The 14,285-nt window shown below is 70.3% G+C and carries 11 protein-coding genes; all 11 read right to left on the minus strand.

The window, feature by feature from the left end; translation table 11 throughout:
• Positions 1–7 precede the first annotated feature (7 nt).
• Positions 8–580 (minus strand): type IV pilus modification PilV family protein, encoded by a 573-nt coding sequence (locus ACEN9Q_RS13440; RefSeq protein WP_495628799.1) that lies wholly within the window; start codon positions 578–580, stop codon positions 8–10.
• A 10-nt stretch (positions 581–590) separates the two neighbouring features.
• The gene (locus ACEN9Q_RS13445) at positions 591–1,052 is read right to left on the minus strand and encodes a GspH/FimT family pseudopilin (RefSeq protein ID WP_495628800.1); all 462 of its coding nucleotides are present in this window, start codon (positions 1,050–1,052) and stop codon (positions 591–593) included.
• The gene (locus ACEN9Q_RS13450; protein WP_495628801.1) at positions 1,046–1,447 is read right to left on the minus strand and encodes a type IV pilin protein; all 402 of its coding nucleotides are present in this window, start codon (positions 1,445–1,447) and stop codon (positions 1,046–1,048) included. The genes ACEN9Q_RS13445 and ACEN9Q_RS13450 overlap by 7 nt, the downstream gene beginning before the upstream one ends.
• Positions 1,448–1,593: 146 nt before the next feature.
• Positions 1,594–2,892 (minus strand): ATP-binding protein, encoded by a 1,299-nt coding sequence (locus ACEN9Q_RS13455; RefSeq protein WP_495628802.1) that lies wholly within the window; start codon positions 2,890–2,892, stop codon positions 1,594–1,596.
• A 136-nt stretch (positions 2,893–3,028) separates the two neighbouring features.
• Positions 3,029–3,457 (minus strand): YybH family protein, encoded by a 429-nt coding sequence (locus ACEN9Q_RS13460; RefSeq protein WP_495628803.1) that lies wholly within the window; start codon positions 3,455–3,457, stop codon positions 3,029–3,031.
• A gap of 85 nt (positions 3,458–3,542) precedes the next feature.
• Positions 3,543–6,107: a beta-galactosidase GalB gene (gene galB / locus ACEN9Q_RS13465; RefSeq protein WP_495628804.1), complete on the minus strand. Its 2,565-nt coding sequence runs from the start codon at positions 6,105–6,107 to the stop codon at positions 3,543–3,545.
• Positions 6,108–6,234: 127 nt separating this feature from the next.
• Positions 6,235–8,475, minus strand: a complete 2,241-nt coding sequence (locus ACEN9Q_RS13470; RefSeq protein WP_495628805.1) for an EAL domain-containing protein — start codon at positions 8,473–8,475, stop codon at positions 6,235–6,237.
• Positions 8,472–9,347 (minus strand): response regulator, encoded by an 876-nt coding sequence (locus ACEN9Q_RS13475; RefSeq protein WP_495628806.1) that lies wholly within the window; start codon positions 9,345–9,347, stop codon positions 8,472–8,474. Before ACEN9Q_RS13475 ends, ACEN9Q_RS13470 begins: the two co-directional genes overlap by 4 nt.
• Positions 9,344–10,402: a chemotaxis protein CheB gene (locus ACEN9Q_RS13480; RefSeq protein WP_082547870.1), complete on the minus strand. Its 1,059-nt coding sequence runs from the start codon at positions 10,400–10,402 to the stop codon at positions 9,344–9,346. Before ACEN9Q_RS13480 ends, ACEN9Q_RS13475 begins: the two co-directional genes overlap by 4 nt.
• Positions 10,399–12,636: a hybrid sensor histidine kinase/response regulator gene (locus ACEN9Q_RS13485; RefSeq protein ID WP_495628807.1), complete on the minus strand. Its 2,238-nt coding sequence runs from the start codon at positions 12,634–12,636 to the stop codon at positions 10,399–10,401. Before ACEN9Q_RS13485 ends, ACEN9Q_RS13480 begins: the two co-directional genes overlap by 4 nt.
• 7 nt (positions 12,637–12,643) lie before the next feature.
• Positions 12,644–14,278 carry a methyl-accepting chemotaxis protein gene (locus tag ACEN9Q_RS13490; RefSeq protein WP_495628808.1) on the minus strand — a complete coding sequence of 545 codons (1,635 nt, stop codon included), beginning with the start codon at positions 14,276–14,278 and terminating at the stop codon, positions 12,644–12,646.
• Positions 14,279–14,285 lie beyond the last annotated feature (7 nt).

Consider the following 14,285-nt stretch of genomic DNA (forward strand, 5'->3'; position numbering starts at 1 on the left):
ATGGGTCCTAACTGCAGTCGGGCAGGCCGATCGCGACCTGCACGGCGATCGCGCGCCGGTTGGCGTCCGGGCCATACTGGTTGGCGCCGCACGTCAGCGACGACGCCCGCGTCGCATGCAGGCCCTGCCATGCGACGCTGAGGCGGTAGATGCCGGGCTGGCAGATGCCGGCCGTCGGGTCGGGCGCCTGCAACTGCTCGACGCAGCCGCGCGCGCCGACCATGGCCCCGTTGGCCGCGCCGGCGGCGGTCTGCTCGGCCGCGCCGTTGAGTTCCTGGCTCCATTCGCACAGGTCGCGCGCGCTGCCGATGGGTAGCGTGGTGCAGTCGGCCGGCTGGCCGTCGGCGGGGCCGAGCGGCGTGGCCGTCACGTAGTCGGCCGCGTGGGCGGCGTTGCCGAGCATGCGCGCGCGCAGGTCGTCCAGCAGCACGACGGCCTGGGCGCGCTGGTACGATTCGATGGACCCGACCTGCACCTTGGCCTGCAACGCGGCGATGCCCAGCAGGCCGAAGGCGAGCACGATGACCGTGACGAGCACCTCGACGAGGCTCAGGCCCGCGCTGGCGTGGCGTCGCGGCATGCGCTTCATGTCAGCACCCCGTGGCGGGCATGCGCGGACGCCCGCTGAGGTCGACCTGCACGCAGCGGTGGCTGGACGCGCCGTCGACGGCGATGTCGAACGACGGCGCCGTATCGCTGGCCACCCGGCCGTTGGGCAGGTACACGACCGAGTCCGGTCCGGTAATGGTGGCGTCCGTCACCGGGCCGTGGTTCGCGACCGGGTGGCCGGTATCGGACGGATTCGGAATGCGCCAGCCGGCCTGCCAGCCGCCGGTGACCGGTTGCAACGTCACCTGGGTGTCGCGCTTGATCGCTTCGCTGCGCGCGAGCACGAGGGCCGCGTACAGCTCGGTGCCGGCGACGCGCGCGCGCTGCCCCGCCACCATGCTCTTGAACGCGGGCGCGGCCACGGCCGAGAGGATCGAGGTGATGGCCACGACGGTCAGCAGCTCGATCAGCGTGAACCCGCGGCCGCGGCGCCGGCTTACCATACGGTGGACGGCGTGCGGGCGCCGCTGTTGTCGATGGTGAGCACGCTGTCGCCGGTCTGGCGCGTCCCCTTCGGCCTGGCCGTGATGGTGAACGACGGCGGCGCGACGTCGGGCGCATCGATGGTGATGTCGTAGTTGGCCGCGACCTGGTCCGGCACGGGCAGGCTGAGCGCGTCCGGCGTGGCCGCATAGCTGTGCGCGTCGGCAAAATACTGCGCCTGCGCTTGCGCCAGGGTCAGCAGGTACCCCTGCGCGGCCGAGCGATTGCCGCGCACCAGGTAGGCCCCATAGGCGGGATAGGCGATCGCGGACAGGATGCCGACGATGGCGACGACGGCCAGCAGTTCGACCAGGGTAAAGCCGCGCGGGCGGGACTTGAGCATACGGTAAGACATGATGAACCTCGTGGCGCGCATCGCCGCAAGCGGCGCATGGGCCAACACTACATGTTTCTACACGGAAATTCTATCACAATGTATCAATCTGTAGCATATGCACGACATTCAGACGGGCATGACGGTGCACGCGCGTCCAGGGGCCGTCAGGCCTGCGGCGCATCCGGCTCCGCCGTCGACGCCGGCGGAACGAGCGGCAGCCGGATCGTGAAGACGGTGCCGACGCCCGGCTTCGAGGCGACGTCGATGCGGCCGCCGTGCTTGTTGACGATGCTGTACGACAGGGACAGGCCCAGGCCCGTGCCGCTGCCGACCGGCTTGGTCGTGAAGAACGGTTCGAACACACGTTTCAGGTTTTCCTGCGGAATGCCGCAGCCGTTGTCGCTGATCTTCACCCACACCCAGCCGTCCTGGGCGCCGGTGGCGATCGTGATCACGCCGCGGCTCTGGATGGCCTGGGCGGCGTTGACGAGCAGGTTCATGAACACCTGGTTCAGCTGCGACGCGAGGCACTTGATTTCCGGGAGCTTGCCGTAGTGCTTCTCGACCGTGGCCTTGTACTTGATTTCGTTGGCGACGATGTTCAGCGTCGTATCGAGTCCCGCGTGCACGTCCGCATACTGCCAGTCGCTCTGGCCGACGTGGGAAAAGTCCTTCAGCGCCTGGACGATATCCTTCACCCGCTTGAGCCCGTCCATCGACTCGCTCACCAGGTCGGCGATGTCGTCCTTCAGGTAACCGAGGTCGGCCTTGCGGCTGATCGCTTCGATCTCCGCGGCCAGCGCCGAGCCGGGCGCCGCTTTTTGCACGGCCTCGCCGTACGCGTCGACCACCGACAGCAAGGTGCCCACGTAGTGCCGCAACGTCCCCATGTTCGAATTCACGAAGCCGATCGGATTGTTGATCTCGTGCGCCACGCCCGCCGCCAGCTGGCCGATCGACGCCATCTTTTCCGATTGCAGCAGCTGGTCGTGGGCCTCGCTGAGGCGCGCGATCAACTGCTCCTGCTTCTGTTCCATGCGCTTGCGCTGGGTGATGTCGGTCAGCGAACCGATCACCTCGACCGGCGTGCCGCGGTCGTCGTAGATCAGGCGCAGGCGGTCGTGCATCCACAGGAATTCGCCGCTCGCCGTACGGAACCGGTATTCATAGGTTTTCTCGCCTTCCACGAACAGCTGGGCCAGGCTCGAAAAGATGCTCGGGGCATCGTCCGGATGGATATGGTCGAACCAGAAGTTCGGATCCGCCAGCATCTCTTCCGGGCGATAGCCCAGGACGTGGTACGCGTTGTTGCTCACGAACGTCATCTTGAAGTCGCCGCTCGGCACGGTCGCGTAGATGATGCCCGGCGTGTTGTCGATCAGATATTGGAGCCGGACCAGCGGCGAAGTGGCGTCGCCCGGGGCGGGGCTCGACGTCAACGATTCGAAAACTTCAAATTCCATGGCGGTGGCTCGACGTATGGCGGGAGATTACATTATCCGGAGGAAACGCCAACAAATGGTGCTTTGTTGAAACTCTTATATGCAAGAGTTTCAGTCACTATCTCCGGATTACAACACTCGCGCCGGATCGACGGCGTCAGCCGGGCTTGCCGCCGCCCAGGCGGTCGGCATGCCGGTGGATCAGCTTCCAGGCGCCGTCCTCGCGCCGGAAAATCTCGGTCACGCGCAAATCCATGGGCACGGGCTGCGCCTGGCCCTTGACGTTGACGACCGAGCGCTGGATGCCCGTCCAGTACGCGAGATCGCCATCGGCCGCGCTGTGCATGACCTCGAAGCGGTTGTCGCTGCCGGGACCGAAATGCGCGGCACCCTCGCGGTTCGCGGCATTCACGGCGTCGGGCCCCGCGACGCAATCGCCCTTCGGACCGAAGAGGGTGGCGGGTGGCTTGTCCGCCGCCATGGCGCCGAGCGGGCCGTAGTCGCCGTTCACGAACGCGTCGGACGCCTGGATGCGCCGGCGCATGAAGGCGTCGAAATCATCGTGCTGATCGTGCTGTCGTGGCATGGCTCTCTCCTCGCGATGGAAGACGATTGTAGCCAAACCCGAGCGCGGACGCCGCATGAATGGGCGTCCGCGCACGCTCCCGCCTTTACTGCGGCTGGCTGTCCAGCGTCACCTGGGTCGGTGCCAGGCCGTCGGCGCTGGCCGTCAGGGTCAGCTTGCCGCCCTCCCCGGCGCGCGTCTTCACGATCGCCAGCGCCAGGCCGTTGAACGCGTTGCGCTCATGCGACTGGAACGGCTCCAGGTTCGTCGCGTCGCCGTTGTCGGTCGCGACGATCTCGCCCGGCCCGGACAGGGTGAAGGTGATGCGGTCGTGCGAGCGCGGCACCTGGTGGCCGTCCTTGTCGGCGACGGTGACCGTCACGAACGCCAGGTCCTTGCCGTCGGCCGCGAGCCTGGCGCGGTCGGCCGACAGCAGCAGCCTGGCCGGCTTGCCGGTCGTGGCGACGGTGTCCTCGGCCCAGCGCTTGCCGTGCTTGTAGACGACGGCTTTCAGCGTACCCGGCTGGTACACGACGTCGTCCCAGCGCAGGCGGTAGTCGCGCGGACCGCGCTTCTTGCGGCCGAGCGATTTACCGTTCAGGAACAGCTCCGCCTCGTCGCCGGACGTGTACAGGTGCACCGGCGTCACCTGGCCCACGCGCTCCGGCCAGTTCCAGTGCGGCAGCAGGTGCGCCATCGGCAGGTCCGGGCGCCAGCGGGCCTGGTACAGGTAGAAGCGGTCCTTCTTGAAGCCGGCCAGGTCGATGATGCCGAAGTACGAGCTGCGCGACGGCATCGCGATCTTCTTCATCGTCGCCAGTTCCTGCGCGGCCCGCGCCTGCTGGGCGGGGTCGGTGAAGTTCAGCAGGTTCGACGCGTCGTCGTTGTACGGCGTCGGCTCGCCCAGGTAGTCGAAGCCGGTCCACACGAATTCGCCGGCCACGAACGGGTTGTCGTCCTGGCCCTTGAATTCGGCGTCGGGCGTCGTGGCCCACGGCGGCGCCGTCAGGTCGTAGCTGCTGACCTGGAAGTTGGCCGCGCCTTTCGATTTGTCGTCGCTGACGGGGAAGAAGTATTCGCCGCGCGAGCTGATCGTCGATGCCGTCTCGCTGCCGAACAGCGGCAGGTAAGGCGCGGCCGCATGCACCTTGCCGTACAGGCCCGGCTTGTAGTTGTAGCCGAACAGGTCGACGACGTTCTGGAAGCCGTTATATGCCGAATCGACGTGGTTGTCCGCCATCGTGACGGGGCGCGTGCGGTCTTCGCCGCGCGCGATCTCGGCCAGTCGCGCGGCCAGCTTCCAGCCTTCCGGCTTGCCCTGCTCCGGGATCTCGTTGCCGATGCTCCAGGCGATCACGCTCGGGTGGCTGCGGTCGCGCCGGATCTGCGCGCGCAAGTCCTTCTCGTGCCATTCGTCGAACAGCAGGTGGTAGTCGTTCGGCTTCTTGGGGATCTGCCACATGTCGAACGCTTCGTCGAGCACGACGAAGCCCATGCGGTCGGCCAGGTCCAGCAGCTCGGGCGCCGGCGGGTTGTGGCTGGTGCGGATCGCGTTCGTGCCCATCTCGCGCAGCAGTTCAAGCTGGCGTTCCAGCGCGCGCACATTGATCGCCGTGCCCAGCGCGCCCATGTCGTGGTGCATGCACACGCCCTGCAGCGGCACGCGCTTGCCGTTCAGGATGAAGCCGCGCGCCGGATCGAACACGGCGGTGCGGATGCCGAAAGGGGTCTCGACGACGTCCGTCACCTTGCCGTTGTCGGTGACGGTCGTGACGGCCACGTAGCGCTGCGGCGTCGCGATGCTCCACAGGCGCGGCTGCGGCACCGTCAAGGTCTGCGTGAGCTGGGCCTCGCGGTCCGCCACGACCTTGGCCGGCGCCGACGCCGTCTGGCGCGCGACCGGCGCCGCGCCGCGCTTGCCGGCCGCGTCGAGCAGGTAGATCTCGGTCGCGACCTGCACCTGCGCCGCCTGGCCGTCGCTCTCCACCGTCGTCTGCACGGAGACGGTGGCCGAGTCCTTCGTCACCTGCGGCGTCGTCACGAACGTGCCGTACTGCGCCACGTGCACGGGCGCCGTCTTGACGAGCCAGACGTTGCGGTAGATGCCGCCGCCCGGATACCAGCGCGACGAATCCGGCGGGTTGTCGAGCCGGATCGCCACGACGTTGTCGCTGCCCGGCTTCGCATACGGCGTCAGGTCCACGCGCCACGACGCATAGCCGTACGGCCAGCCGCCGACGTAATGCCCGTTGACCCAGACGGCGGCGTGCGACATGGCGCCGTCGATGTCCAGGTAGACGCGGCGGCCGGCGTCGCCCGCCGGCAAGGTGAAGTGCTTGCGGTACCAGCCCACGCCCCACCACGGCAGCTTGCCCGTCTCGCCCGGGTATGCCTGCTTGAACGGTCCCTCGATGCCCCAGTCGTGGGGCAGGTCGAGCTTGCGCCACGCGGCGTCGTCGAAACCCGGCTGCGCGGCGGGAATGGCCGTCGCCGGGTCCTTGAGCCTGGCGTCGTCGAGCTGGCCGCTGCCGGCCGGATCGCCTTTCGCGAAGCGCCAGCCGGCGTCGAACGAGAGGCGTTCGCGCACGGGCATGTCGGCCGCCTGTGCGGCGCCGCACAGCAGCGCCACGCCGCACGCGATGATGGAGAGGGAACGGGGAATGAGCGTCATGGTCACGAGATCGGTCGTTGTCGAGGATGTCGAAAGGGAAACCCCTAGTATGGGCCAGCCCTCCCGCGCCCAGCTATATGAATTGGCCGGGCCGGTATCCAAAAGCGCGATAGCACGCCCCGCCGCCTCACGGATGGGCCGGCGCCGTCCCCCGTTTCGCTTCGAATTCGGCGAACGCCTCGCGCACCGCCTCGTCCAGCTCCTCGTCGATCCACGGCTTGGTCAGGAACTTGAAGATCGCGCCCCGGTTCACCGCATCCGTGACCGACTGCAGGTCCGTGTACCCGGACAGCACCATGCGCACCGCGTGCGGATACATCTGCTTCACGCGCGCGAGGAATTCGGTGCCGCTCATGCCGCGCATGCGCTGGTCGCACACGATCACCCCGACCTCGGTGGTGGCAAGCAGCTCGAACGCCTCGCGCGCGCTGGCCGCCACCAGCACGCGGTAGCCGCTGTGGCGCATGGCGCGCCGGATCGCGGCCAGCAGGTTGACCTCGTCGTCCACGTACAGGAGCGTGCGATGGTAGGGCTGCGGCTGCAGGGCGTCCAGCGCGAGCGCCTTGTCCTCGCGCAGCATGCGCGCGCAGTCGTCCGCGGGCGCGGGGCGTCCGAACAGATAACCCTGGATCTCGTCGCAGCCGTTCTGCGCCAGCAGCGCCAGCTGCCCTTCCGTCTCCACGCCTTCCGCGATCACGTCGAGCCGCAGGCCGTGCCCCATGGCGATCACGGCGCGCGAGATCGCCAGGTCGTCCGGATCGGAGGTCAGGTCGCGCACGAACGACTGGTCGAGCTTGAGCCGGTCGACCGGGAAGCGCTTGAGGTAATTCAGGTTCGAGTAGCCGGTGCCGAAATCGTCGATCGCGAGGCGCACGCCCATGTCCTTCAGCTTGCACAGGATGTCGACGGTCTTCTGCGGATCTTCCATCGACGCGCTTTCGGTCAGCTCCAGTTCGAGCAGCCGGGGCTCCAGCCCCGTCTCCGCGAGGATGCGGCCGACCGTGTCCACGATCCGTTCCGAGAACTGGCGCGCCGACAGGTTGACCGAGACCGGCACCGCGCGCAGCCCGTCGCGCTGCCACGCGCGGCATTGTTCGCAGGCCTGGCGCAGCACGCGCTCGCCGATGGCCAGGATCAGGCCCGTCTCTTCCGCCAGCGCGATGAAGCGCCCCGGCGGGATCAGCCCCTGTTCCGGATGCTGCCAGCGCAGCAGCGCCTCGAAGCCGACGATCCGCCCCGTGGAGAGGCTCGCCTGCGGCTGGTAGTACACGGTCAGCTCGCCGCGTTCGAGCGCGCGCCGCAAGGCGTTTTCGAAGCGGAAGCGCTCGTACACGCCGTCGTTCAGTTCCGGACGATAGAAGGCGTAGCGCTCGTCCTTGCTGGCCAGCGCGCGCTGCAGCGCCGCCTCGGCGTCCTGGTTGAGGCCGTCGTAGTCGTCGGCGTCGTTCGGGAACAGCGCGATGCCGACGCACGGATCGAGGTGCAGCTCTTCGTCCCCGTAGACGTAGATCCCGTCCATCGTCTCCAGCACCTGGCGCGCCAGCGCGGCCAGCTCCGCCTCGTTCGTGCGCAGCGCGGCGAGCGCGAACGTGCGCTCGCCCGTGCGCGCGACCGTCAGATCGCCGTGCGCCAGTTCGCTCAGGCGCGACGCGGCCTGGCGCAGCAGCGCCTGTTCGGCCTCCAGTCCCAGGCTGGCGCGGATCACCTGCAGGCGCGTCATCCGCAGCAGCATGTAGCCCAGCAGCGGCTTGCCGTCGGCGACGCGCGCCTGCATCTGGCGCACGCGGTCGCGCAGCAGCACGTCGTTCGGCAGGCCGGTCTCGCGGTCGAAGTTGGAAAGGTAGCGCAGCTTTTCCTCGGCGCGGCGCAGCTCCGTCACGTCCATCCCGGTCGTGACCACGTATTGCACCGAGCCGTCGGCGCGGCGCAGCATCGTCGAGGACCAGATCACGGAACGCACGCTGCCGTCGCGCGCGAGCCATTCGCCGCTCTGCTGCACGGGAACGGCGCCGGCCGGCGACGCGTTGAATTCCACGGGCGCGTTGTCGGCGCGGCGGAACAGGTCGCGGAACGGCCGGCCCAGCACCTCGTCCGCGCGCCAGCCAGAACTCTGTTCGCAGGCCGGGTTGAACAGGCGGATATTGCCGTCGCCGTCGAACACGCAGACGAGGGCCCCGGACAGGTTCACGACGGCCGACAGCAGCGCGCGCTCCGACTCCAGCGCCGCCGTGCGTTCGTCCACCAGCCGTTCCATGTTCCCGTACAGGTGCGCGCGTTCGATCGCGACGGCGATCTGGCTGCCGACCGTCTCCAGCACCTGGCGGTCGTCGTCGGCGAGCGCCCCGTCGCCGAGGGTCAGGCACATCATCCCGCGACTGCGCACGCCGGTGGTGAGCGGCACGCGCAGGCTGGGCTCCCCACGGCACGTGGCGCGCGCCAGCCGGCCGGCTGGCCCGGCACGACCGTGCACTCGCATGGCGCCACCGCGGCGCCGGCGGCGTCGCGGGCGACGGCGAACGCGGGCCGGCCGTCGACACCCAGCAGCCGGATCGTCGCACCCGTCACGCCCGGCAGGTCCAGCACGCGGTCGAGCGCGCGCTCGGCCACGTCCTGTTCCGACAGCACCGGGTTGATCGCCTCGGCGACGCGGTACAGCCCTTCGAGCGACTGGTAGGAATGCTTGATGCGTTCCTGCTGGGTACGCAGCTGCTCCGTCATGTGGATCGCTTCTTCGTACGTCGAGATCAGGAGGTCGAAGATCTGCTGGCGTTCCGCGGTGATGAAATGGGTCTGGCCGCCCAGGCTGATCTTCATCCCCAGCTGCACCCGCTCGTTGGAACGCAGCGCGCGGTTGGCCAGGATGAAGCGGATGCGGCCCAGCAGGTAGTCGGCCTCGAACGGCTTGCGGATGAAGTTGTCGGCGCCGCAGTCCAGGCCCTTGATCACGTCGTACAGGCTGGAGAGGGACGTGAGCAGGATCACCGGGATGTCGCGCAGCGCCTCGTCCTTCTTGATCGCCTGGCACATCTCGAAGCCGTCCATGCGCGGCATCGCGATGTCGGTCACGATCAGCGTGGGCGCACGCTCGCGCGCGGCCTCCAGGCCCGCGCGGCCGTCGACGGCCACGCGCACGCGAAAGCCGGCCTTGGCCAGCAGTTGCGCCAGCTGGCGGGCCTGGGTGGCGCTGTCCTCCACCACCAGGATCTCGATGTCATGCGCGTTGTCGGGAGACGGGTTCATGGGGGGTCTCCATTCGTTGGAAAAACGGTGGACGGAAACGGCTCGGCGGGCAGGCGCGCCAGCACCTTGCCGATTTCCGCCGGCTCGAGCACCAGCATCGCGGCGTCGAGGCGCAAGGCTTCGCCGGGCATGCCGTACACGACGGAGCTGGCGCGGTCCTGGGCGATCGTCAGCGCGCCCTGCTCGCGCAGCTGCTTGAGTTCCGCCGCCCCGTCCTTGCCCATGCCGGTCAGGAGGACGGCCGCGGTGGCCGGGCGCAGTTCGGCATCGATGTTGCGGAACAGGTAGGACACGGACGGGCACATGCCGTGTTCCGGCGGCGCCTGCAGCAGCCGGCACACGAGTCCCGGACCGATGGCCGCCTGCCAGCTTTCGGGCACGAGGTAGGCCCGCCCGCCGGCCAGCGGCATGCCGTCCTGGATCACCTCCACCGGATAGCCGGCGGCGTCGGCCAGCCACGCGGCCAGGCCGTCCATGAAGCCGGGTGCGAGGTGCTGGACCATCACCACGGGCAGCGGAAAGCCGGCCGGCAGTTCGGCCAGGATGTCGCGCAGGACGGTCGGTCCGCCGGTCGACGCGCCGATGGCGACCAGCCGCCGCGCCGATCCATGCAGCGGCCGCGCCGCGCGCCGCGCATCGCCCCAGCGCCGCACCACCCGCACCTCGGCCATCGCCTTCACGGTGCGCACGAGCGCGCGGGCGCTGTCGGCATGCGCCGGATTGCCGACGCCGTACGGACGCCGCACCAGCACCAGCGCGCCCGCCTCGATCGCACGGAAGCTGGCGTCGACCTCGGCCCGGTCGTCGCTGCCGCTGACGACGACGATGCGCGTCGGGCACGCCTGCATGATGCGGCGGATCGCCTCGTAGCCGTCCATGCGCGGCATCTGCAGGTCCATCGTGATCACGTCCGGACTGAGTTCGTGCGCCATCCGCAGCGCCTCCTCGCCGTCGGCGGCGCAGCCCACCACCGCCAGGCCGGGCGCCGTGCCGAGGATGTGCACGAGCAGTTCGCGCACCGAATTCGAATCGTCGACGACGAGGACCCGGATCATGGCGCCTCCATCCCCGCGACCCGGCGCACGGTCGCCAGCAGGCGGTCCTGGTCGAAGCTGCCCTTGGTGAAATAGGCGTCCGCGCCGGCGCGCAGACCCGCCTCGCGCTGTTCCGGCGTCTGCAGCGACGTCACCAGGATCACCGGCAGCTCGGCCGTGGCCGGATTGGCCCGGATCGCGGCGGTGAGCGCCAGGCCGTCCATGTTCGGCATCTCGACGTCGCTGACGACCGCGTCGTAATGGCCGGCGCGCAGCCGCGACAACGCGTCCAGGCCGTCGACCGCCGTGTCGACGCCGCATCCGGCGCCTTCCAGGATGTGCTTGAGCAGCAGGCGCGACGTGACGGAATCCTCGACGACGAGCACGCGCCGCGGCCCGGCCACCGGCGCCGCCGCCGCCGGCGCGCCGGACGTGCCGGTCAGCCCGCGCGCGGCGACGTCGTCCAGCGCGATCACGGGCGCCAGCATGCCGTCCCCCAGTTGCGCCGCCCCGCTGAAATAACGCACGCGGCGCAACAGCGGGCCGAAGCTCTTGGGCAGCAGGTCCTGCTCGGCGACGATGGCGTCGGCCAGCATGCCGAACGACTGGCCGCCCGCCGTCGCGACGATCACGACGCCGCGGCCCTCCTCCTGCCCGGGCCGGGCCGTCCCGAACAGCGCGGCGAGCCGCACGAGCGGCAGCACCCGCGTCCCCGCCAGCACGGTTTCCCTGCCCTCGACCGTGCGGATCTCGGCCTGCGCCTCGCTGCGCACCGCTTCGAGGCCCGCCAGCGGCACGGCGTAGCGCGCGCCGGCGACGTCGACGACGAGCGCGCGCAGGCTCGCCACGCCCACCGGCAGCAGCAGTTCGAACGACGCGCCGGCGCCGGGCGCCGTCGCGACCACGAGCTGGCCGCCGCTGGCCGCCACCTTGTCGGCCACGATCGCCAGCCCCACGCCCCGTCCGGACACGGGCGTGACCTCGGCGCGGGTCGACACGCCGGCGCGCAGCGCCAGGTGCACGCGCTGCTGCTCGCTCATCTGCGCCAGCTCGGCGTCCGTCAGCCCCGTGCGCCGGGCGGCCGCCTGCGCGACGGCCTCGATATCGATGCCCGCGCCGTCGTCGGCGACCCGCACCGACACCATCCGCGCATCGCGCTGGGCGACGACGATCTCGATGCGGCCCACCGGGTCCTTGCCGGCCCCGGTGCGCTGCGCGGGCGCCTCGATCCCGTGGTCGACCGCATTGGTGACGAGGTGGATCAGCGCTTCGCGCACGACGCCCAGCACGCGGCGGTCGATGTCCACGTCGGCGCCCCGGGTCTCGAGCCGGACCTCCTTGCCGTGCCCGCGCGCCAGGTTGCGCACGAGCGCCGGCAACTCGTTCAGCGCCGCGGCGGACGGCACCAGCGCCGTTTCCAGCGCGGCGTCGAACAGGCGCGCGCGCACGCCGTGCAGCTCCTTGCCCGTGTGTTCCAGTCGCGCGGCCAGCCGGGTGCACGCGAGTTCCAGGTCCGCGCCGTCGTCGGCGCCGATGGCGGCCGGTCCTTCGCGCCGCCGGGTCGCGATCCCGGCCGCGATCCCGCGCAATTCCTCGACGTGGTGGCGCAGCTTGAGTTCGACCGGCAGCAGCGCCTCGGCGTGGGCGCGGATCGAATCGATGCAGCGGCCGTCGACGCGGATGCGTTCGCCCGGGTCTTCGTCGGTCGCGTCGGCGGTGCCGTCGTCCGGTTCGTCGTCCGGTTCGTCGTCCGGTTCGTCGTCCGCACCGTGGTCCGGCGCCGCCGCCGGCACGGGCACGCCGGCGGCGGCAGCGGGCAGCGGCGCGTCGGCCGGCGCCGGCCGGGCGGACGCCTGCGCCGGCAGCGCGCGCGCGGCGGCATCGACCTGCGCCGCCAGCAGGCCCGCCACCTTGCGGCTGCGCAGGCCCGGCGCATCGACGACCTGGCGCGCGGCGGCGGCGGCCTTGTGCAGCAGGTCGAACTGTTCGGCCGTCGCGTGCGCGCCGGTCTCGCGCGCCGCCGCCAGCACGCCTTCCAGCGCGTGGCACAGCCGCTCCAGTTCGAGCTCGTCGACGGTGCGCGCCGCGCCCTTGAGCGTGTGCAGCACCTTGAGGACGCGCTCGTGCAGCGCGGCGCGCTGGGGCTCGGGCGCCTGCTCGAGCGCGACCAGCCCGACGTCGATCTGCGCCAGGTGCTCGCGCGCCTCTTCGGTGAAGATGCCGCGCAATCGCTGCTGGAACTGCTCGTCGGTCATCGCGCGGTCACAGCTGGAAGCGGTCCATGGTCTGGCGCAGCGACAGCCCCAGCGCATGCAGGTTGCGGGCCGACGCCTCCGCCTGGCGCGAGCCGGCCGCATTTTCCGCGCTGGCCTGCTGGATGTTCTCCATCGCCAGCGCCACCTGGTCCATGCCGGCCAGCTGCTGCTGGCTCGACACGGCGATCTGCACGGCCGCCTGCGCGGCCTCCGTCATGTTGTCCGTCAGCCCGCGGATCGCCTGCCCGGCCTGGGTCGTCTGCTCGACGCCCTGCGCCACCGTCTTGGCGCCCTGCTCCGTGATCATCACGGCCGCGCCCACGCTCTTCTGGATCTCGCCGAGGATCTCGCGCACCTGGCGCGTGGCCTGGCGCGACTGCTCCGCCAGGCTCTTGACCTCCTGCGCCACCACCGCGAACCCCTTGCCGTGCTCCCCGGCCTTGGCGGCCTCGATCGCCGCGTTCACGGCCAGCAGGTTCGACTGCTCGGCCAGGCTGGCGACGGTCGCGGTGATTTCGCCGATCGCGTGGCTGCGTTCGGACAGGCGCACGACCGTGCCGGCGATCGCTTCCATTTTTTCCTGGATGGTCTGCATGCCCTTCATGCTCTCCTCCAGCGCGCGGCGGCCGTCGGCGGCCGTGCGCGCCGCCTGCTGCGCCGCGTCGGACACGGCGCGCGATTTTTCGGACGCCAGCAGCGACGTCTGCTTGACCTCCTCGACCGTGGCCGTGGTCTCGCTGACGGCGGCCGCCGTCTCGGCCGTGCTGGCCGCCGCCTGCGCGCTGCTGGACATGATCTCGCTGGCGGCGCCGGTCAGCGTGGCGACGCCGCTGGTGGTCTCGGCGGCCAGGCCGCGCCACGACCGGACCATGCCGTCCAGCGCACGCAGCAACTGTCCCACCTCGTCGCGGCTGCCGTTGGCCGGCACGTCGACACGCAGGTCGCCGGTCGCGATGCGCGCGGCCACCACCGTCGCCTGGCGCAGCGGCGTCGCGATCGCGCGGTTGAGCCAGTACGCCAGGACGATCGCCAGCAGCACGGCCGCCAGGTTCACGGCGATCAGCGTGGCGCCCGCGTTCTCCACGAGCGCCGCGCCGTCGCGCATGCGCTCCTGCGCCTGCGCCAGCTGCTTCGCGCCGATGTCGTCGGCGATGCCCTTGAGCCGGTCGAACGTGTTCTGGAGCCGCCCCGTCGCCGCTTCCCCGGCGGTGGCGCGCTGGCCCGCCTTGACGGCCGCCAGCACGTCGCTGTCGCGCACGCCGCCGTAGTCCTTGTACGCGCCGGCCAGGCGCGCATAGTCGGCGGCAAAACCCTGGTCCGTCTGCGTGAATGCAGCCAGGTCGCCCAGCAGGCCGCGGATCGTGGCCTCTTCCGCTTCCAGCTGGCGCCCGAAGCCCGCCTGCGTGGTGCTGCCGGCGACCAGCGTCGACAACAGGGCCACGCGCTCGCGGTTGATCGCGCCGCGCAGTTCCAGCACCTTGAGCACGATCGCCAGGTCGTCATTGAACAGCTGTTGCTGCGCCGCGCGCTGGCGCGCGAGGCCGGCGTAGGACGAGGCGCTGGTCAGCGCCATCGCCACGACGAGCAGGCCGAAACCGAGCATCAGTTTCGCGCGGGTGGACAGGTCGGCAAGCGTGGGCATGAAAAAT

Source organism: Massilia sp. Masssp93, from assembly GCF_059491295.1.

What these genes read in the sequence shown, in the direction of transcription:
- ACEN9Q_RS13440 (WP_495628799.1), bottom strand. Translation starts at nt 580, where the DNA reads ATGCCGCGACGCCACGCCAGCGCGGGCCTGAGCCTCGTCGAGGTGCTC.
- ACEN9Q_RS13445 (WP_495628800.1), bottom strand. Translation starts at nt 1,052, where the DNA reads ATGGTAAGCCGGCGCCGCGGCCGCGGGTTCACGCTGATCGAGCTGCTG.
- ACEN9Q_RS13450 (WP_495628801.1), bottom strand. Translation starts at nt 1,447, where the DNA reads ATGTCTTACCGTATGCTCAAGTCCCGCCCGCGCGGCTTTACCCTGGTC.
- ACEN9Q_RS13455 (WP_495628802.1), bottom strand. Translation starts at nt 2,892, where the DNA reads ATGGAATTTGAAGTTTTCGAATCGTTGACGTCGAGCCCCGCCCCGGGC.
- ACEN9Q_RS13460 (WP_495628803.1), bottom strand. Translation starts at nt 3,457, where the DNA reads ATGCCACGACAGCACGATCAGCACGATGATTTCGACGCCTTCATGCGC.
- galB (WP_495628804.1), bottom strand. Translation starts at nt 6,107, where the DNA reads ATGACGCTCATTCCCCGTTCCCTCTCCATCATCGCGTGCGGCGTGGCG.
- ACEN9Q_RS13470 (WP_495628805.1), bottom strand. Translation starts at nt 8,475, where the DNA reads ATGATGTGCCTGACCCTCGGCGACGGGGCGCTCGCCGACGACGACCGC.
- ACEN9Q_RS13475 (WP_495628806.1), bottom strand. Translation starts at nt 9,347, where the DNA reads ATGAACCCGTCTCCCGACAACGCGCATGACATCGAGATCCTGGTGGTG.
- ACEN9Q_RS13480 (WP_082547870.1), bottom strand. Translation starts at nt 10,402, where the DNA reads ATGATCCGGGTCCTCGTCGTCGACGATTCGAATTCGGTGCGCGAACTG.
- ACEN9Q_RS13485 (WP_495628807.1), bottom strand. Translation starts at nt 12,636, where the DNA reads ATGACCGACGAGCAGTTCCAGCAGCGATTGCGCGGCATCTTCACCGAA.
- ACEN9Q_RS13490 (WP_495628808.1), bottom strand. Translation starts at nt 14,278, where the DNA reads ATGCCCACGCTTGCCGACCTGTCCACCCGCGCGAAACTGATGCTCGGT.